The organism is Gemmatimonas sp., from assembly GCF_036405635.1.
In the GTDB taxonomy this organism is placed as follows: Bacteria; Gemmatimonadota; Gemmatimonadetes; order Gemmatimonadales; family Gemmatimonadaceae; genus Gemmatimonas.
The window spans coordinates 20,338-40,523 of sequence record NZ_DASWXE010000161.1 but is presented as its reverse complement, the minus strand read 5'-3'; the positions used below and the strand labels follow the sequence as shown (position 1 = coordinate 40,523).

At 66.3% G+C, this 20,186-nt stretch carries 15 protein-coding genes; 3 read left to right on the top strand and 12 right to left on the bottom strand.

The window, feature by feature from the left end:
* The coding region (locus VGE27_RS13090; RefSeq protein ID WP_331050112.1) for a hypothetical protein at positions 1-1,186 on the top strand (1,186 nt) is incomplete at its 5' end.
* 67 nt (positions 1,187-1,253) lie between these two features.
* Here the strand turns inward: VGE27_RS13090 and VGE27_RS13085 are convergent.
* Genes VGE27_RS13085 through VGE27_RS13055 form a run of 7 tightly spaced genes read right to left on the bottom strand, consistent with a single transcriptional unit; the run spans position 1,254 to position 9,326 of the window.
* Positions 1,254-2,783: a peptide MFS transporter gene (locus tag VGE27_RS13085; protein ID WP_331050111.1), complete on the bottom strand. Its 1,530-nt coding sequence runs from the start codon at positions 2,781-2,783 to the stop codon at positions 1,254-1,256.
* Positions 2,780-3,781 carry an ABC transporter ATP-binding protein gene (locus VGE27_RS13080; RefSeq protein WP_331050110.1) on the bottom strand — a complete coding sequence of 334 codons (1,002 nt, stop codon included), beginning with the start codon at positions 3,779-3,781 and terminating at the stop codon, positions 2,780-2,782. Before VGE27_RS13080 ends, VGE27_RS13085 begins: the two co-directional genes overlap by 4 nt.
* Positions 3,778-4,800 (bottom strand): ABC transporter ATP-binding protein, encoded by a 1,023-nt coding sequence (locus VGE27_RS13075; protein WP_331050109.1) that lies wholly within the window; start codon positions 4,798-4,800, stop codon positions 3,778-3,780. Before VGE27_RS13075 ends, VGE27_RS13080 begins: the two co-directional genes overlap by 4 nt.
* Positions 4,801-4,807: 7 nt before the next feature.
* Positions 4,808-5,758: an ABC transporter permease gene (locus VGE27_RS13070; RefSeq protein WP_331050108.1), complete on the bottom strand. Its 951-nt coding sequence runs from the start codon at positions 5,756-5,758 to the stop codon at positions 4,808-4,810.
* Entirely contained in the window at positions 5,755-6,762 is a 1,008-nt protein-coding gene (locus VGE27_RS13065) for an ABC transporter permease (RefSeq protein WP_331050107.1), read from the bottom strand. The genes VGE27_RS13070 and VGE27_RS13065 overlap by 4 nt, the downstream gene beginning before the upstream one ends.
* Before the next feature lie 2 nt (positions 6,763-6,764).
* The gene (locus VGE27_RS13060) at positions 6,765-8,453 is read right to left on the bottom strand and encodes a peptide ABC transporter substrate-binding protein (protein ID WP_331050106.1); all 1,689 of its coding nucleotides are present in this window, start codon (positions 8,451-8,453) and stop codon (positions 6,765-6,767) included.
* Between the two features lie 57 nt (positions 8,454-8,510).
* Complete coding sequence (locus tag VGE27_RS13055; RefSeq protein WP_331050105.1) at positions 8,511-9,326, bottom strand: lipoate--protein ligase family protein; 816 nt, start codon at positions 9,324-9,326, stop codon at positions 8,511-8,513.
* Between the two features lie 140 nt (positions 9,327-9,466).
* Here VGE27_RS13055 and gcvP point away from each other — a divergent pair, with 140 nt between their 5' ends.
* Entirely contained in the window at positions 9,467-12,364 is a 2,898-nt protein-coding gene (gene gcvP, locus VGE27_RS13050; RefSeq protein WP_345788019.1) for an aminomethyl-transferring glycine dehydrogenase, read from the top strand.
* 86 nt (positions 12,365-12,450) lie between these two features.
* Here gcvP and gcvH read toward each other — a convergent pair whose 3' ends face one another.
* From gcvH to VGE27_RS13035, 3 genes are all read right to left on the bottom strand, one after another.
* Positions 12,451-12,831: a glycine cleavage system protein GcvH gene (gcvH, locus tag VGE27_RS13045; RefSeq protein WP_331050103.1), complete on the bottom strand. Its 381-nt coding sequence runs from the start codon at positions 12,829-12,831 to the stop codon at positions 12,451-12,453.
* Positions 12,832-12,860: 29 nt separating this feature from the next.
* On the bottom strand, positions 12,861-13,508 hold the full coding sequence (gene coaE, locus VGE27_RS13040; protein ID WP_331050102.1) for a dephospho-CoA kinase: 648 nt from the start codon (positions 13,506-13,508) through the stop codon (positions 12,861-12,863).
* A gap of 107 nt (positions 13,509-13,615) precedes the next feature.
* Entirely contained in the window at positions 13,616-14,431 is an 816-nt protein-coding gene (locus tag VGE27_RS13035; RefSeq protein WP_331050101.1) for a helix-turn-helix transcriptional regulator, read from the bottom strand.
* A gap of 179 nt (positions 14,432-14,610) precedes the next feature.
* Here VGE27_RS13035 and VGE27_RS13030 point away from each other — a divergent pair, with 179 nt between their 5' ends.
* Positions 14,611-17,331, top strand: a complete 2,721-nt coding sequence (locus VGE27_RS13030) for a PAS domain S-box protein (RefSeq protein WP_331050100.1) — start codon at positions 14,611-14,613, stop codon at positions 17,329-17,331.
* Between the two features lie 24 nt (positions 17,332-17,355).
* On the opposite strand, the gene VGE27_RS13025 is transcribed toward VGE27_RS13030, so the two are convergent.
* Both VGE27_RS13025 and VGE27_RS13020 read right to left on the bottom strand, forming a co-directional pair.
* Complete coding sequence (locus VGE27_RS13025) at positions 17,356-17,967, bottom strand: thymidine kinase (RefSeq protein WP_331050099.1); 612 nt, start codon at positions 17,965-17,967, stop codon at positions 17,356-17,358.
* 3 nt (positions 17,968-17,970) lie between these two features.
* Positions 17,971-19,950 (bottom strand): DEAD/DEAH box helicase, encoded by a 1,980-nt coding sequence (locus tag VGE27_RS13020; protein ID WP_331050098.1) that lies wholly within the window; start codon positions 19,948-19,950, stop codon positions 17,971-17,973.
* Positions 19,951-20,186: the final 236 nt, after the last annotated feature.

The following is a 20,186-nucleotide window of genomic DNA, read 5'->3' as shown; positions in this document are numbered from 1 at the left end:
CAGCGACTACCAGTTTGGTGGTGGACGCAATGAGTTGCACCTCGTGGGTCGTCGCAACACGTTCGGGCAGCGCATGGAGCTCGAGATCGTGCGGCCGTACTACACCGACCTGCAGCGGTTCGCATGGCAGGCGTCGGTGGGCGGCACGCGCGATCCTCAGCGTCTGTTCCGCTCGGGGTTTCCCGACAACGCGGTGAATGTGCGCCGCACCTATGGCAACCTGAGCGCCATCACACGTGTCGGTTCGGTTGGCCGCCTCAAGTTGATAGGTCTGTCGTTTACGCGCGAAGTGACACGGGCTGACTCGAACACGATCATACTGACACCGGAAGGTGTGCGTCCTGATACGATCGATGCGCAGCCGCTGCTCTTCCGCCGGCAGAACGTGGCGCGCGCCAATCTACTTCTGGGCGTCCGTGCCATTCGCTTCGTGACGGTGCAGGGATTCGATGCCCTCACCGGTACGCAGGACGTGCGTATCGGTGCGCAGATCGGCCTCGTGGGCGGACATTCACTCAACCTTGGGCCCGGTTTCGACCGCGACCGCTTCTTCTCGTCGAACATCTATGCCGGTGCCGGCAACGAGAAGTGGTTTGTCGGTCTGCAAGCGATTACAGAAGCGCGCTACGACCTGAATGCGAAGCAGTGGCAGAACGTGGTCGGCAGTGGGCACACGGCATGGTACTTCCGCCCCGCGGTGCGCCAGACGACGGTGCTGCAGGCCGACTGGGCGACAGGCCGTCGCATGCGGAGCCCGTTTCAGGTGTCGCTGGCCGATCTCGACGGCGGCGTGATGGGTCATCGCAACTCCCGCGATCCGGGCGCGCGTCGACTGGTGTTTCGCGGTGAACAGCGCCTTGTGGTGCCCACACGATTCAATGTCGGTGATCTGGGTTTTGCGGTGTTCGGTGAAGCCGGCCGTCTGTGGGCGGAGCAATCGGTGCCCTACTCCGTGGACTCTCCGTGGCGTGGTGCGCTGGGTGTGTCCGTTCTGGCTGCCGTGCCGCCCCGATCACGTCGGTTGTGGCGCATTGATCTTGGCGTACCAATCAGTAGCGATCCGCGCCGACGCTTCGAGGTGCGCATCAGCAGCCTCGATCGCAGTCGTATCTTCTGGCGTGAGCCGAACGACGTGAGTGTCTCGCGCGAACGCACCGCCCCGTCGAGTCTCTTCACCTGGCCCTGATGCAAACGCCCTCCGCAACCGAAGTCGCGGAGGGCGTTTCTCTATCCGGCGATGTGTATCGGCTTGGTCAGGCCTTCACTGTGCGCGTGAGTCGCTTGAGCAGCGGCACGCAGAAGAACAGCACCACGGCTGCGGCAAGCGACGACACGACGAAGATGGAGAAGAATCCGCGATTCGTACCGGCGAGCTGCTGGATGTAGCCACCGAATCCGGCTTCGGGTGCGGCAGGCGCCTCACCGGGCAGCGGCGTGTAGCCGGCGAGGAAGCCGGCCACCTTGTTGGCGGCAGCGTTGGCGAGGAACCATACGCCCATGAGCAGCGACGCAAAGCGCACCGGCGCCACCTTCGTCACGTAGGACAGGCCCACCGGCGAAAGGCACAACTCCCCAAACGTGTGGAACAGGAATGCACCGATCAGGAACATCGGCGACACCTTCACGCCGGTGTCTGCCTGACCACCGCCGATCATGAGAATGCCGAAGCCGATGGCGATGAGCGCGAGGCCGATGGACATCTTGAGCGGCGTGCTGGGTTCGAGCCCACGCTTGCCCACCATCACCCACATCCACGCGAAGATCGGGGCGAAGGTGATGATGAAGAACGAGTTCACCGACTGGAACCAGCTCGACGGGATCGTGAATGAGCCGAGTTGCAGGTTGGTGTTTTTGTCCGCAAACAGGCTCATGGAGGAACCGGCCTGCTCGAATGCGGCCCAGAAGAACACCACGAAGAAGGCCACGATGAACAACGCGATCACGCGATTGCGTTCCTCGCCGGTGGTACCGAGTACCGAGATGGCCAGTGCGCCGCCGATGGTGGCGCCCACGGCAACGCCGAGGATGCTGCCAGAAATGAGCCACGCGACGACACCGCCCACGACGGCACCGATGATACCGTTGCGTACCGACTGGTCGGGCAGGCTGCTCGACGTGACCTCTGCGGTGGCTGCCGCCGGCGCGAGACGCGCTGCGGGAATGTCACCGATGGAGCCCAGGTACTTCCGCTTGAGCAGCGAGTACATGATCAGGCCCAGCACCATGCCCACGCCGGCGGCAGCGAAGCCATAATGCCACCCGAACTGCGGACTCTGCGCGAGATAGCCACACACCAGTGGTCCGAGGAAGCCACCGGTGTTGATGCCCATGTAGAACAGAGTAAAGCCCGAGTCGCGTCGGGTATCACCGGCTTCGTAGAGCTGGCCCACCATGGTGGACACATTGGCCTTGAAGAAGCCCGTACCGATCACCACCAGGCCAAGCCCTGCGTAGAACGCCTGCATACCGGGCAACGCCAGCACGAAGTGTCCGGCCGAAATCACGGCGCCACCAATGAGCAGCGCGCGGTGCGTACCGATGTACCGGTCGGCGAGATATCCGCCGATGAGCGGCGTGAGGTACACCAGCATAGTGTACGTGCCGTACAGGCTGGCCGCACTGACCTTGTCCCACTCCAGCACGTTCACGAGGTACAGCACGAGCAGCGCGCGCATGCCATAAAACGAGAAACGTTCCCACATCTCGGCGGCAAAGAGCAGCCCGAGTCCACGCGGATGGCCGAAAAACGAGCGATCGGTGGCCTGCGTCGCAACGGATGTCATGGAGTGGGGGTGGAGGTGGACGGTTCCTTCAGGCACGCCACAAAATGTCCCGGGCTCTTTTCCTCCAGAGGAGGCACGAGCTGAGTACAACTGGCGTCCTTCAGGGGATGGAGACACCGTGGGTGAAACACACAACCGCTGGGTGGATTCGCCGGCGAGGGGGGATCGCCGGGTAGCAGGATGCGCTGGCGTGGAACGCCGGGTGTTGGCATCGGCACCGCCGACAGCAGTGCCTTGGTATATGGCATCCGCGGTGTGCTGAACAGTTGCTTGCGCGGTGCGAGCTCGACGATACGCCCCAGGTACATCACGGCCACGCGATCGGCCATGTGGGCCACGACCGCCAGATCGTGGGCGATGAAGAGATATGCCAGGCCGCGATCGCGCTGCAGATCCTGCAGCAGGTTCACCACCTGCGCCTGTACACTCACGTCGAGCGCCGACACCGGCTCGTCGCACACGATGAACCGCGGCTCCACCGCGAGGGCACGGGCGATGCCGATGCGCTGGCGCTGGCCGCCCGAGAATTCGTGCGGATAGCGCGTTGCATACTCGGGTCGCAATCCCACTTCATCGAGCAGTCGCGCCACACGACGGTCGGCCTCCGCACCCTCGGCGAGCGCATGCACGATGAGCCCTTCACGAATGGCCGCGCCCACAGTCATGCGCGGATTGAGCGAGCCGTACGGATCCTGAAAGACGATCTGCAGGTGTCGCCGCATGCGGCGCAGGGATTCGCCACGCAACGCCAGCAGATCGGTGCCATCCACATGCACGGTGCCGCTGGTTGGCTCGATCAGCCGCAGCAGCGCGCGACCTGTGGTGGTCTTTCCGCAACCGGATTCACCCACCAGCGCCAGCGTTTCACCGGCCGCCACATCGAACGACACATCGTCGACCGCTTTCACCGCGCCGGTCACACGGTGCAGCAGCCCCGATCGAATGGGGAAGTGTTTACGCAGATGGCGTACGGAGACGAGTGGTGTGGCGCTGTTCATGCGGCGCTCTCCGCAACAGGCGGACGGCGGCGTTGCGGTTCCTCCACGAGGTGACAACGCACGTGATGCTGAGGACTCACTGCAAGCAACGCCGGCTCTTCCTGTGCACAGCGATCAAACGCATGGGGGCAGCGATCCCGGAACGTGCAGCCACTCGGCAACGCATTCGGAGGAGGCACGCTGCCACGAATGGTGGTCAGGCGCGTCTGCTCCTGCCCGAGGCGCGGCATCGCGGCCATCAATCCCTCGGTGTACGGATGCGCGGGCGATGCAAACAACGTTTCCACGGCCGCTTCTTCGACCACGCGCCCGGCGTACATCACGAGCACACGCGACGCCATCTCTGCCACCACGCCCAGGTCGTGTGTGATGAGCAACAGCGCCATGCTCGAGCGCTCACGCATCGTGCGCAACAGATCGAGGATCTGCGCCTGGATGGTGACATCAAGCGCGGTGGTGGGCTCGTCAGCGATGACCAGCTTGGGAGAAAGTATCAGCGCCATGGCAATCATCACGCGCTGCCGCATGCCACCAGACAGCTCGTGCGGATACTGTTTCGCGCGCGCGGCGGCGTCGGCAATGCCCACCTGTGCGAGCATCTCCACCGTGCGCGCCCAGGCTTCCTTGGCCGAACACCTGGTATGTACGCGCACCACCTCGGCGATCTGGTCACCCACCGTCAGCACGGGGTTGAGTGCCGTCATCGGCTCCTGGAAAATCATCGCCATCTGCCGACCACGCACGCTACGCAGGGCACGCTCGTCGAGTGACAGCAGGTCCTGATCGTCGAAGCGGATAGTCGACCCGGCGGTGATCTGGCCGGGCGAAGGCACGAGTCGCAACAGCGAAAGCGCCGTCATGGACTTGCCGCACCCCGACTCTCCCACGATGCAAACAGTCTCGCCGGCCTCGACGGACAGGTCCACGCCATTCACCACATGCACCGGTGAGGGTGATGCGGGAAAAGCGATGCGCAGTGCGCGCACGTCGAGCAATGCATGCGAAGCGGGAGCAGTCACGGAGCGGTCACGTCCGGGAGGCGGAGCGGTGGGAGGACTCGGGGGCACGCGTCAAACGCTGGTCGTCTGACGGTGATGTGCTGGCGACGGTACCCGGCCAAAGGGGCATAACGCCAGCAACGTGCGCCGGGGCGAACCGGTCGCGCAAGGCATCGCCGAGGATATTGCAGAGAAGCACGGCGCCGACCGTCGCGAGCCCGGGGAACAGGGTGATCCACCATTCGGATTCAATGGATCCAGCACCGTCCTGCAGGATGGTGCCCCAGCTGGCCGTGGGCGGCTGGATGCCCAGCCCGAGATAGCTCAGTCCCGCTTCCAGCGCGATCGTGTTCGCGACGGCGAAGGTACCGGTGACTGCGAGGATGGGGGCGAGGTGTGGCAGCAGGTGACGCTGGAAGAGACGGGGTGTGCGCACACCCATCGCGTGTGCGGCCAGTGCAAACTCACGTCGTTGCAGGGCATCGAGTTCATCGGTGACCTGACGCGCGGTGGCGAACCACCCCGTGAGTCCCACCAGCAGGCCCAACCCCCATACCGGCAACGGCCCGAGGAAGGCGGTGAATGCCAGCAGCACGAGCAGACGCGGAATGGACAGCGCAACATCGATGGCGCGGCGCATCACCGCCGACAGTGCCGATGGCGCAAACGACGTGAGCGCACCATAGCTCGTACCCACCAGCACACTCAGGACCACCGCTCCAAACGCGAACCCCAGCGAGTTGCGCGCGCCGTGTAGCACACGACTGAGCACGTCACGCGAGAAACTGTCCGTGCCGAACGGGTGCGAGGCCGATGGCGCCGCGCTGCGCAGTCCGGTGATGTCGAGCTGAAGATCGGGCGGATAGGGTGACACCCATGGCGCGACGACTGCGAGCACCGCAAACAGCGCCAGCAACAGCCACGGCAGCCAATCCCGGCGTTCAGCCGTTGAAGAGATCGCAATGGAGCTGGCGTTCATGCGTGCTCCGCCGCAGCGGACTTCGAAGGGCTGTCCGACAGCGATGCCGTGCGCAGTCGCGGGTCGGCTTGCTCACGCAACCATTCGGCGAGCCACGCGCCCAGCGCGGTGAGCGTGCTGCCGAGCACCACGCTGGCGGCCACCACGGCATAGTCGCGGGCGGCGATGGCACGCAGCAGCACGTAGCCCAGCCCGGGCCAGCTGAAGATCTGCTCCACGAAGATCACGCCGGCGAGATACGACGGCAGCAGGATACCACCCAAGGTGATGACCGGTAGCACCGACGCGCGCCAGGCACCGCGCAATACCCGCGATCGGGGTAAGCCACTCGCGGTTGCCGTGCGCACGAAGGGCTGGCCCACCGTGTCCCGCATGCTGTTGCGTTGGTATCGCGCAAACGTGGCCACACCGATCAACGTCACGGACGTCAACGGCAATACCAGATGCCTGAGTCGGTCGAGCAACTGATCACCCGTGCTCATGTACGCGTGCATCTCACTCGTGACCCCAGTGGCCGGCAGCACCTGCCAGGTGCGTGCGAAGAGCAGCATGAGCGCCATCGCCAGCCAGAATTCGGGCACCGAGTAGATGACGAGTAGCACGTTTGATGTGATGCGATCGCGTCGCGATCTGGCGTGCACGCCCTGCCACGCGCCCACCAGCATGCCAATCGCCGCACTCAGCGCGAACGCCGGCACAATCAGCATCAGCGTATTGGGCAGGGCGTCGGCCAGCACGGCGCTCACTGGTCGTTGCTGCTGTGTGGACCATCCGAGATCGCCACGCAGCAGCGCGCCCAGCCAGCGCACGTACTGCGTGAGCAGTGGTTCGTCGAACCCGTACAGTGCGCGCATGCGAGCGCGCACTTCGGGCGTCACGTTTTCGCCAAGGGCCGACGCCGGATCACCGGGCGCCAGGTGCAGGCAGAGAAACGCGAGAGTGGCCGCCGACAGGATCACGAGCGCGCACTGCCAGGTGCGGGCAAGCAGGCGCCGTGAGAACACGATCAGCGCGCGGAACCGAGACCGATGCGATCGCGATCGATGCGTTGCGCCGGATCCACGCGCCAGTCGGCGAGGTCCGCGTACCAGCCGTCGGGACGCAGCGGCGGTACGATGAATCGCTTGTGCAGGGCCACCGGCGCCCGCTGCTCAGCCAGCCAGATGGCCGGCGCGTCATTCACGATCTGCTGGAAGGCACGCGCCCAGTAGCGATGGCTGGCATCACGATTGAAGGTGGTAAGCGCGCTGTCCACGAGGGCATCGAATGCGGCGCTGCGATAGCGCCCCACATTGCCCGATCCCTTGCTGCCCCAGGTCTGCGGCATGCCCACCAGCCCGGGCGTGCTGGCCCACCCGCCCATGTACGCGTCGAACTTGCGGCCATCGGTACGTGTGGAGAAAGCACTGACTTCCATCACCAGTGGCTTCACGTCGGCGCCAACGGCACGCAACTGTTCCTGCAGCAACACCGCGAGGCTGCGACGGCCCGCACTGGAGTTTGGTACGAGCAGTTCGAACGACAGCTTCCGGCCGTTGCGTTCGCGCACGCCATCGTTGTTGGTGTCGAGCCAGCCAGCGGAGTCGAGCATCGCGCGCGCCGTCGTGGGGTCGAACGGGAGCTGTTTGAAGCTGCTCGTGTCGGGAATGAGCGCGCGCGGAGCCGGCCCGAGCGCCACCAGCCCCAGCGAGTCGTAGGCATTGCGTACGATGGATGCGCGGTCGACGGCCATGTGCAGCGCGCGACGCACCTGCGCGTCCCCGAAGATCGGATGTGGCGCGGATCCGCCCGACGGATCGTTCAGGTTGAAGCCGAGGAAGAAGTACTGCAGCGCGCGATTGTCGACGAGACGCAGCGACGGCGCACGTGCGATCTGTCCGAGATCACCCGGACGGATGTACTCGAAGAAGTCCGCTTCGCCGGCAAACAGCTTCACCGTCGCCGCGCCAAAGTCGGAGGCAATGCTCCAGATCACCCGATCGAGCTTGGCCCGTCCGCGCGGGTTGCTGGTATCGGCTACGATCTCGACACGCTGGCCGGCGACCCAATTGGCAAAGCGGAAACGGCCACTGCCCACCGGGTTGCGCGCGAACGGCGCCGCGGCAAGCTGCTTCATCGGCGTTGCCGCCAGCAGATGCGACGGCAGGATGTACATGTGGTACGTCGCGTCGTGGAACTGCTGCGGTGTGCGCCGCTTGAACCAGAACACGGCCGTGCGCGGGTCGCGCACCGATACCGAGTCGATGTTGCCGAGCATGGAGCGATTGTTCGCCGCCACGGAGTCAGACGTGTACACCTGGAAGGTGTAGCGCACATCGTTCGCCACGACCGGCTGTCCGTCATGCCAGCGGGCCAGCGAATCGAGCTGGAAGGCGATGGACAGCGAATCCTTGGCCCACGTCCACGCACTGGCGAGGCGCGGACGGAAGCCGGCATCGCCATAAGTCTCGAGTTCAGGCCCGATCTCGGCCAGGCGATCGAAGACGGTGCCCACAATGGCTGCGTCCTGACTGCCTTCCACGAGTGGCGGAAACAGTGTCGACGGCTCGGCTGGCACCGTCACGATGAGCGTGCCGCCCACTTCTCCAGCGTCGCCGGTGCCACGATCGGCACCGCCACAGGCCGCGAGTGCGATGAGCAGGGAAGCCGAGCGGCTTCGTGCCAGGACGCTACGCAGGAGTCGGGTCGGGAACATGGCGGCCGGTCGGAGACAAATCGAAAGCGAACAACAGCGTACGATGCGGAGCGTGCGTCAGCGGCGCCAGAGTCGGTCAGGATCGGTGAACTCGTCTCGTCGCAGCGCGATCTCCCCGAGCAGCGACGCAGAAGGTGTGAACCCCGTCACGGTGGCGTCACGTGACAGCTCACAGTGCACTGCCGCAGCGAGTGCCACCTGCGCGGTGCGCGCGTCGCTGTGTGCTGGAATGCCGCTCGAGCCTAAGGGCAATTCGAGCAGCCCCGCTGCCGGCGGGGGCAGGGGCATGCTGCCTTCCGATGCTTCTGCCAGCATCGCCTGGTCGTCGTGGAGCAGGATGCTGCCATGCTGCAGGTAACGCGAACCGTGCCGCCATACCGCGCTGCCCACGAGCTTGCGGCCGTTCACCACCAGTTCGCCCTCGGCAGGCATATCGAAGCACACCGGTCCATCGGGGGCGACCGGTGGCTGCGCCCCGGCACGAGCGACGGGCACGCCCATGGCCCGCAGCGCTGCTTCCAGAACGTCGTTCACCGCGTCGTAGGCCTCGCGCCAGCCCTGGGAGCCCGTCAGCCCGAATGTCACGCTGTACGTGATTTCCCGCGAATGGAGCAGCGCCCGTCCGCCGGTGGGTCGGCGTACCGCTGGAAGCCCGGCCGCGGCGACACTGGCCGGAGAGTAGCGCCCTGCCGTGCGTTCGTTGCGGCCGAAGGACACTGTCGGAGTGGACCAGGCATACCACCGCCACACGCCCACATCGGGAGACGCGTGATCCAGCAGGACGGCATCCGTGGCCATGTTCGTCGGACCATCGGCCGGCTGGCAGGGCCAGACCGTCCAGGCATGGGGGAGGGCCGCTCGGCGGGGTGACATTCCGGTTAAATTACGCAGGCTGCACCCAACAGCACGGCAAAGCATTCGCCGGTGCCGGCGGGGCGGCCCAATCACACTCTTCACGTCGCTCCAAGCTGCTTCCATCGGGCAAGACCGCGAGGCCCTGCCCGTTCCAGAGGATGGTCATGGCCACGCGCACCATCTCGCCCGCACCCGCTGCGGGCGATTCGTTCATTCCGCGTCATGTGGGTCCCAGTGCCGCCGATCAGCAGGAGATGCTGTCGACGCTCGGGTACTCCTCTCTCGATGCCTTCATCGACGCCGTGGTGCCCGAAGCGATCCGCTTCCGGAGCACACTGCAGACTGGCCCTGAGCAGACCGAAGCCGAAGTGCTCGCGTCGCTGCGCCAGATCGCGTCGCGCAATCGTGTCTACCGCTCGTACATCGGGATGGGCTACTACGGCACGCACACGCCGAACGTCATCCTGCGCAACATCATGGAGAACCCGGCGTGGTACACGGCCTACACGCCGTACCAGGCCGAGATCGCGCAGGGTCGCCTCGAGGCGCTGCTCAACTACCAGACGCTGGTGATCGACCTGACGGGTCTGCAGATCGCCAATGCGTCGCTGCTCGACGAAGGCACGGCAGCGGCGGAAGCGATGGCCCTGGCGTTTGCCGCCAAGGGCAGTGCCAGCCGGAACGTGTTCCTGATGGCGGCCGACTGTCATCCGCAGACGATCGCGGTAGTGCAGGCCCGCGCCGAAGCCCGCGGTCTGGTGGTGCGCGTCGTCGATGCCGCGCAGATGAGCGCCGATGCGACGGTGTTTGGTGTACTGCTCCAGTATCCCGGCACCGACGGCGCCGTGGTGGACTACCGCAGCCTGTCCGAGCAGGTCCATGCCGCCGGGGCGCTGACGATTGTGGCGAGCGACCTGCTGGCGCTGTGCCTGCTCACGCCGCCGGGCGAATGGGGTGCCGACATGGTCGTCGGCAGCTCGCAGCGCTTTGGCGTGCCGATGGGCTACGGTGGCCCGCACGCGGCGTTTTTTGCGGCGCGCGATGAGTTCAAGCGCCTGCTGCCAGGCCGCATCATCGGCCTGTCGCGTGACGTGGAGGGCGCGCCGGCGCTGCGCATGGCGCTGCAGACGCGTGAGCAGCACATCCGCCGCGAGAAGGCCACAAGCAATGTGTGCACCGCGCAGGTGCTGCTGGCGGTCATGGCCAGCATGTATGCGGTGTACCACGGCCCCAAGGGGCTCGTGCAGATCGCCGAGCGTGTGCACAGCCGCGCGGCGACGCTGGCGGCCGGCCTCGAGAAGCTCGGCTTTGCCATCATGCACGAGAACTTCTTCGACACGATCCGTGTGGAAGTCGGCACGCATGGCCAGCAGGATATCCTCGCCGCCGCCGATGCACGGCAGATGAACCTGCGTGTGCTCGAGCCGGGCACGCTCACGATCTCGGTGGACGAAACCACCACGGCCGCCGATGTGGTCGACCTGTGGGCGGCGTTCAATGGCGGCGCGGCACCCGATTTCCGGTACGACGATGTCGCCGCCGGTACGGACACGCGCTACGACGAACGCTTCCGTCGCGTGACGCCGTTCCTGACGCACCCGACGTTCCATCGCTACCACAGCGAAACGGAGATGCTGCGCTATCTCTACTCGCTGCAGGCGAAGGATTTCTCGCTGGTGCACGGCATGATCCCGCTGGGTTCCTGCACGATGAAGCTGAACGCCACGGCGGAGATGATTCCCGTCACGTGGCCTGAGTTCGGGCAGCTGCATCCGTTCGCGCCGCGCTCGCAGGCCGAAGGCTACACGCAGATGTTCGAGGAGCTCGAGCGCGACCTGGCGGAAGTCACGGGCTTTGCCGGCGTGTCGCTGCAGCCCAACGCCGGTTCACAGGGTGAGTATGCGGGCCTGCTGGTCATCCGTGCGTATCACGAAGCCCGCGGAGAAGGCCATCGCACGGTGTGCCTCATTCCGCAGTCGGCGCACGGCACCAACCCGGCCAGCGCGGTCATGGCGGGCTTCTCGGTGGTGGTCGTCAAGACCGACGCTGACGGCAACATCGACGTGGCCGATCTCGAGGCCAAGGCCGAGCAGCATGCGGCCAGCCTCGGCGCGCTGATGGTGACGTATCCCAGCACGCATGGTGTGTTCGAGGAGAGCATCAAGGACATCACGGCGATCATTCATCGCCATGGTGGCCAGGTGTACATGGACGGCGCCAACATGAATGCCATGGTCGGCATCGCACGTCCTGGTGACCTCGGCGCTGACGTGTGCCACCTCAACCTGCACAAGACGTTCTGCATTCCGCACGGTGGCGGCGGCCCGGGTATGGGTCCCATCGGCGTGGCACCGCAGCTTGTGCCGTTCCTGCCCACGCACCCGGTGGTGTCGGTGAGCGGTGAGCAGGCCATCGGGCCCATCTCGGCCGGACCGTGGGGCAGCGCGAGCATCCTGCCGATCTCCTACGTGTACATCAAGATGATGGGCGGCGAAGGCCTCGCGTTGGCGACCAAGGTGGCCATCCTGAACGCGAACTACATCGCCAAGCGCCTCGAAGCGCACTACCCGGTGCTCTATCGCGGTCAGCACGGCCTGGTGGCGCACGAGTGCATTCTCGACACGCGCAATGTGAAGTCGGCGGGTATCGAGGCCGAGGACATTGCCAAGCGTCTGATGGACTACGGGTTCCACGCGCCGACGCTGTCGTTCCCGGTGGCTGGCACGCTGATGGTGGAGCCCACCGAGAGCGAGTCCAAGGCCGAGATCGATCGCTTCATCGAGGCGATGATCGGCATTCGCGAGGAGATCGCCGCGGTGGAACGTGGTGAAGCCGATCGCGAAGACAACGTGCTCAAGAACGCGCCGCACACGGCCACCCATTGCACGAGCGATGACTGGTCGCACCCGTACACGCGTCAGCAAGCCGCCTACCCGACCGCGTGGACGCGCGACCGCAAGTTCTGGCCGGCGGTGCGCCGGGTGGAGAGTGCGTTCGGTGATCGCAATCTCGTGTGTGCCTGCCCGCCGATCGAGGATTACGCGCCGTCGGCGTGAGTGCTCGTGAGATGGGTGAGTGAATGAGAAACGCCCCGGCGATCATCATGACATGATCGCCGGGGCGTTCTTCTTTCCTGCGCGGCTCAGCTCACCTGTGCCTTGTATTCATCCGCCGTCATCAGTCCGGCATCGCCGTCCGGCGCCAGCCGCACCTTGATCATCCAGCCGTCGCCATAGGGATCGGTGTTGATCAGGGCCGGCTCGCCATCGAGGCGCCCATTCACTTCGACCACTTCGCCCGCCACGGGCATGAACAGCTCGGAGACTGCCTTCACGGCTTCCACGGTACCGAACACATCATGCGCACCATACGTCGCGCCGACCTTGGGCAGCTCGACGTAGACGATGTCGCCCAGCTCACCCTGCGCGAAATCGGTGATGCCGATGGCCACAACGCCGTCAGCGGTCGTGCGGACGTATTCATGATCCTTCGTATAGCGCAGGTCGGCGGGGATGTTCGACACGGTAAAGCTCCACAGGAAAGGGAAAACGTTCAGGGCGTAGTATCCGCTGCGGGCGCGCGTTGCGGAAGCGGCCGGGGTTTCGGCAGGGTCAGCAGTGTCGACCACAGTGCCGCCACCTGTGCTTCCAGGGCCATCAGGTCACCGTCATTTTCGATGACCCAGTTGGCTCCCTGCCGCTTGCGATCCGAAGGCCACTGGGCGTCGATCATCGCCTGTGCTTCGGCTGCCGGCAGGCCGCGGGTGCGCACGATACGGTCGAGACGCTGCGCCGCCGGCGCATCCACCAGAATCACACCATCGAAGGCGCGCTCGAGTCCCACCTCGAAGAGCAGCGGGATGTCGGAAATGACCACCTGGTCGCCGCGGGTTCGTGCGTGAGCAACAGCCTCGTCCCGCAGTCGGCCCACGATCGGGTGCACGATGCCATTCAGGGCTTCCCGCGCCGTGGTGTCGCGAAACACGATCTGCCGCAGGGCCGCGCGGTCGAGCGTGCCGTCGGGTTGCAGCACACCGTCGCCAAAGCGCGCCACCACCGCGGCCAGCCCGGGGGTGCCCGCCGCGACGGCATCGCGGGCGAGTTGATCGGCATCGACGATCGTTGCGCCATGGCCGGCGAGCATCGTGGCCACCGTCGATTTCCCGGACGCAATGTTGCCGGTGAGTGCGAGGTGCAGCATGGCAAGAAGCTAACGCCGGCGCCCCTACAAACGACAAAGACCCGGGTCATCCCCGGGTCTCGGTCCGCTTTCCTTGCTGACACGCGTCACAGCGTGTCACCCTGGGATCACGCCGCTGCGGCGTCCTGCACGTCGTCTTCGTGATCGGACACCTGGCGACGCTTCTCGCGGTTGACGAGCAGCTCCTGAATGACCCACTGGGCGCCACCACGCAGACGGATCTGGTGCGGCGTGCAGCCCAGGTAGCGCTGGCAGGTGTTGCGGAATGCGCTGCCCGACGGGAAGTCGAGCGCACTGGCCACACCGTCGGCGCTGCGTGAACCGTCTTCCAGCATGCTGGCGGCCACGATCAGGCGGCCCCACGTGAGCAACTGGTGCGGCGGCGGCAGCTGCGCGCCTTCGAGACGCTTGGACAGCAGACGACGCGACACGGCGATCAGGCGCGCGAGGCTGTCGGGCGTCAGGCGCTCGTGGGCCCGCGTCACCGACAGCATCACGGCGTCACGCACCACACTGCGCAGTCCGGCGAGGTGCGGCTTGAGCAGGCTCGACACGCTGCGCGCCTCGGCCTGGTCGAGCAGCGCCGCGAGCATCTGCGGCGTGTCGGTCTCTTCCGCCACGATGAGGACGTCGATGCCACAACGACCGGCGTCGAACATGTCCCGCGCCCGTTCGCGCGTGATATCGACATACGCCACGAGGGCCGCACGGGGAACACGCACGCGCAGCTGGCGTACCCGCTCGAAGTCCGCGCGTCCGTCGACGTACAGGTCGAAGACGACGACATTGATCGGCCCACGCTCGCACGCGCGGGTCAGCGAAGTCCAATCCTCGCAAGGCACGAAACGATACCGGTCACGCGCGGCGGTACGCAGCCGGGCGAGTCGGGGTTCGTGAGCGAGAAGCGTCGCGATTACGCCCATGCGACGGTCCGTTCAAAGGGAATGAAGAGAGTCTGGGAACACATCACCCTCTGGACGCAGGAGCCGTGGGGGGCGTCACAGTCCGGGCCGTACGGGACCGCAATCCGGGCGATGGCATCACCCCATGACAGGGCGCGTTCCGGCGGACACATTTCCGTTCCTGCCCTCACATTCCCTCTGTGTCTGCCACTTCCCAATCCCGCGTCACCGCACTGGTCGATGCCGCCAACGTGCTTGGTGGCGCGTTGCTCGTGCTCGACAATGACGGCCGGATTCTGGGAGCCAACCCCTTGGCGCTGCAGCTGTTCGGGGCCGCCATGCCCGGCACGCTACCACAGCCGTATACGGCGTTGCGGGAGCGTCACCCGGACCTGGTGAGCTGGCTGGAGGCGAGCCTGTCCGGGCGCCAGGCGTCACCGTTCGAACTGAATGCGGCCTGTGGCGGCGAGCCGTGCTGGTGGACCAGCGTGCTGTCCCGGGTGCCCGCACACTCCGGCGCGCCGGACGGGTCGCCGTGGTGGATGTGGCGCGCGCATGACATCACCCAATGGCGCGCGCCGCAGCGCTTCGTGCCGGAACAGACCCACACGGCGGCCCTGCAGGAATCGGAAGCGCGGCTGCGCGCCGTGCTCGATGCGGGCTTCGATGCCGTATGTGTGGCCCGCGCGCTGCGCGGAGGTGATGGGCGTATCGAGGACTTTGTCATCCTCGATGCCAACCTGCGGGCTGCGGCGCGCGCCGGTATGACGCGTGAACAGATGGTCGGCCAACCTGTGCTCGCCGTCTTTCCCAAGAGTCGGGCGTGGGGACTGTGGGAGGAGTGCTGTCGTGTGTTGCTCACACAGGAGCCCCTCGAGGCCACTCACGCTGCTCCCATCGACGATCAGCCTGTGCGCTGGCTGCAGCGTCAGATCGTGCCGGTTGGTGGTGACATCATTGCGATCAGCTCGCGTGATGTCACCGACCGCCAGGCGGCTCAGATGGCCATCGTGGCGAGCGAAGAGCGTCACCGTCAGCTGTTCGAGAACAACGGGGCGATGCAGCTGCTCGCGGACGCCGACACATCCCGCATTCTCGACGTCAATGCGGCGGCGGAGCTGTTCTACGGCTGGCCACGCGCCACGATGTGCGGGATGTTCGTCACCGACCTCGACGCATCGACACTGGAAAGTTGGCGAGACCTCGTGGCCGGCATCCCCGTGGGCACCGGCACGCGCGTGGCACAAGACCACCGACTGGCCACCGGCGAACGGCGGCGCGTGGAGTCCTTCCTGGGCGTCGCCCAGATCAACGGACAGCGGGCGCTGCACATCATCGTGCAGGACATCACTGACCGTGCCCTCGCCGAACGGCGGCTACGGGAGTCGGAAGCGCAGTTCCGCGCCGTCATCAACGGCATGCGCGAGGGCGTCCTGCTGTACGACGAGGCTGGCGTCATCCGCGTGTGCAACACCAGCGCCGAACGCATCCTCGATGTGGACGCCCCGCGCCTCATCGGGTGCGAGCCCGCACGCATCGACTGGCACGCTCAGCGCGAGGATGGCAGTGCCTGGCCGCAGGACGCGCCGCCGGGCATCGTGGCACTGCGCAGTGGGCAGAGTCAGCCGCCACAGCTCATGGCCATCCAGCGCAAGGACGGGGAGACAACGTGGATCAGCGTGACCGCCGATCCCATCATGCGCAGTGGCGAGGCGCGCCCGCACGGTGCAGTGACGGTGCTCAACGACGTCACCGAAACGCGTGCGTCGAGCGAACGCTTGCAGCAGATGCAAAAACTCGAAGCGGTGGCGCAGTTGGCTGGTGGCATTGCGCACGACTTCAACAATCTGCTCACGGTCATCACAGGAGCCACGAGTTTCCTGCGGGATTCCCTCGAAAAGGAATCGCCGTTGCTCGAGGACGTGGCGGCCATCGAACGGGCATCGGAACGTGCCGAGGAGCTCACACGGCGTCTTCTGGCCGTGGGGCGGCGACAGATGCTGAGCACCGAGTCGGTGGAGCTCAACCAGCATCTGCACCAGCTCGTGCCCGCCATTCGTGAGCAGGTTCCGGAGGGTGTGGAGGTTCGCTACGTGCTCTCCACCACGCCGGTGTCGGCATCACTTGATCGCTCCCGTCTGAGCGATGCCATCCTCGCGCTGGTCACCAATGCAGCGGCGGCGATGCCCACCGGCGGTGTGCTCACGCTGGGCACCCAGGATGTCATGCGCACTCACCCGCACGATGTGGCTGCCGATGCACGCCGGCGGGCCTTCGTGGTGCTGTCCGTGCAGGACAGCGGGCATGGCATGGATGAGAGCACGCGTGCGCGATTGTTCGAGCCGTTCTTCTCCACGCAGCCCTTCGGCAACAGTCGCGGTATGGGACTGGCTTCAGTGCACGGCATGGTGCATCAGAGCCGTGGCTTCATCGAGTGCGAATCGCATCCAGGCATGGGTACCACGCTCCGCCTGTTCTTCCCGAGGAGTGGCACACCGCAGACCGTACGTGCGATCGAGCCGCGGGAAGCGCCGCGCAAGTCTGCGTCAGGAGCCGTACTCGTGGTGGATGACGATCCGATGCTGCGCGAACTCGGGCGGCGCATGATCGAAAAGATCGGCGAGTCGGCGTTCACGGCAGCGTCGGGCGCCGAGGCGCTGGCGTTTCTCGAACAGCGCGCGGGCGATGTGTCGACCGTGGTCACCGATCTCACCATGCCGGACATGGGTGGCCTCGAGCTGATCGCGAAGCTGTCGGAGCGGCATCCCTCGATGCCCGTGGTGGCCATCAGTGGATTCACGGTGCAGGTGGGCGCGCGCGCCGCACTCGATGCGCGTCAGGTGCCGTTTGTGGCCAAGCCCTTTACGATGCCGGAACTGGCGCAGGCGCTCGCCGTGGCGCGGGCCCGCGCGGCGCGCTGAGCCGCGCCGCGCAACCTCAGCCACTCAGAAGAGCTGCTGCTGGGCCTCGTCGCGTCGCGGCACGATATGACAGGCGCGGCATCGCGCCTCGTACGAGTCGGCGGCACCCACCATGATCGTGGGTGATTCGTAGGGCGCCGGCTTGCCGTCGATCAGCCGCTGATTGCGACTGGCCGGTGACCCGCAGAGCACGCAGATCGCGTGCAGCTTGTCCACCATTTCGGAAACCGCCATCAACTGCGGCATGGCCCCGAAGGGTTCGCCGCGAAAATCGGTGTCCGTGCCGGCGAGGATCACTCGCCGGCCGCGGTCCGCCAGGCTCGATGCCACCTGCACCACGTTGGCATCGAGGAACTGCGCCTCGTCGATGGCAATAACCTGCGCCATCGGGTCGAGACGCAGCAGGATCTGCGCAGAGGAATCCACAGGCGTCGCCTCGAACGTGCGCCGGTCATGGCTGGAGACAGCCCACAGTCCGGCGTAGCGATCGTCGAGATGCGACTTGAACACCTGCACGCGCTTGCGCGCGATGGTCGCCCGGCGAACACGACGAAGCAGTTCTTCCGTCTTGCCGCTGAACATCACGCCGGCGATGACTTCCATCCATCCACCCGACGCCTGGAACCCTCCGCTCATCGCTTAGCCCTCGGCGTCGAAGTCGGAGCCTCGGTCAACTGGCGGACGCGACGGACGGCGCGAGTGCTTCATGCGCTCCGAACGTTCGGCCCACTCACTGCGACCCTCGGCTCGCTCACGCACCGGACGATCGCCAAACGCGCGACGCTCGTCTGCGGCGCGCGGCGGACGTCCGCCACGATCGTCACGACCCCCATCTCGGCCGCCGTCACGGCCACCACCATCGCGGCCGCCACGGAAGCCACCCTCGCGACCACCGTCCCGCCCACCACGATCATCCCGACCGAACGGCCGCGGACCGCGTGAACCAAATCCACCGCCACCGGGCCGTTCGCCCGGACGGCCTGCGGGGCGGTCCCCACGCGGCCGGTCGCCACCCGGGCGATCACCACGCGGAGGACCGAAGCTGCGTCCGCCCTCACGTCCGCCGTCACGACCACCACCACGGAAGCCACGATCGCCACCGCGGTCGCCGCCACGATCTCCACGATCGCTGCGTCCGCCACGATCAAATCCGCCACGCTCGGCACCACGCACATCGATGCGGGCACTCAGGCGACGGCCACGCAGGCTGCTGTTGGCCAGCGCCCCGACCACCTTGGCTGCGTCTTCCGCACTCAGTTCCACGATCGAGTGCGACTCGAACAGTTCCACCTGCCCGATACGATCGCCTGGGATCTCGGCTTCGTTGGCGATGGCGCCGACGATGTCGCCCACACGGACTTCATCGCGCTTACCCACGGCGAGGAACACACGCTGACGTCCGGCGGGGCTGCTGCCCTCTTCCTGACGGTCGGTGCGCTCGGCGCGCGCATCGCGGGCGGCCTTCGCACCGGCAGCGGCGTGCTTGGCCCGCAGCGCGATGCCGTCACGACGTGCGCCTTCGTACAGACGAATGGCCGCCGCGGCGATTTCGAGCGCGTCGTAGTTCTCGAGCAGCGGCGAAAGCAGCGAGAGCTCGCTCGCCGTTGCGCCGCCGTTGGACAGCGTGGAGCGAAGCGCGGTGCGCACCTGCTGCACGCGCTCTTCCGTGTTCGCCTTGCGCGGCAGCGGCGTCCAGGCTTCGGCAAGACCGCTGGTGAACAGGCGGAACGTCGGGAGTTCTTCCGGCAGCAACAACGCCACGGCTTCCACCGGGCGCATCGCGACGGCCTCGATCAATGCATCATGCGACGCAGGCGCTTCCCACAGCACCGTGAGTGCCACATGCTGTGCGGTCGGCTGGCGCACCACCTGCACGCTCACACCGTCCACAGCCACGCCGAGGCGTTCGAGGGCGGCCGTTGCCTGCTCCACGCCGGCGTCGGTGTTCGCCACGATGGAGATCGACGGCGGATCCTGCTCGTCGAGCAGGGCGCGCAGTCCATCTGCGCGGCCCGCCACCGAGGTGAGGAGGAACCGCGGTGTCACCGCCAGCGGTGTATCGCCAACGAGCACCGGCGTGAGCCGGCGCGCCCGGCGCAGCTGCGCCTCGAGGAAGGCTTCGGTCTGTTCGTTCTCCAGTTCCAGCGTGGCCACGCGCGTGACATCGCCCGGCGCGTCTCCGAGCAGAGCCTGCAGCGTTTCCGCGCCGTTCGAGGCAAGTGCTTCGTCGAGTCCGACGATGACCACCACCTGCAGCTTCTGCAGATCCAGCGCGGCGTCGCGACGCAGGGCCAGCAGGTCGCTGGCAATGCCGGTCACGACCGCGACCGGGCTCGCAGCCAGCACGCGTCGGGCGCGGGTCACGCCCGTTACGGGCACGACGCGGGCACTCTCGGTGCCCAGGAGGTGGCGGGCCTGCGTGGCTGCGGCCAGGGCCTGCTCGTGGGTTGGCGTGATCACCAGGCAAATCGGGGCGGCATGGTCGCCGGCCTCCCGACTCCGTTCAATACCGGGCCGCATGGCAGCGGCCATCATCCGCAAATCGGCGGGTCCCTGCAGCACCACGTGCTGGCTCCGCGTCGCCCCTGGCGACGTCTCTTCCCGTTCCTGCTCGCTCACGTCCCACTCCCTCAGTTGTCGGTCAGCCCGGCCGCCCAACGGCCGGTGATAGCAAAAACGCCCATCGGCGTTTCTGTGCGTGCCATCGCAATTCCCTCCACCGTCAGGCCACCTGACGGTGCGAAGTCGCACAGCGAGGAAGCCGCATGGCAAACCATGTCGGACCTCGCTTAATTGCGCTGCACGGCGCCATGCGTGCGGTGATGTCCATCGCATGGGTGGCGCATTGTTCGTCG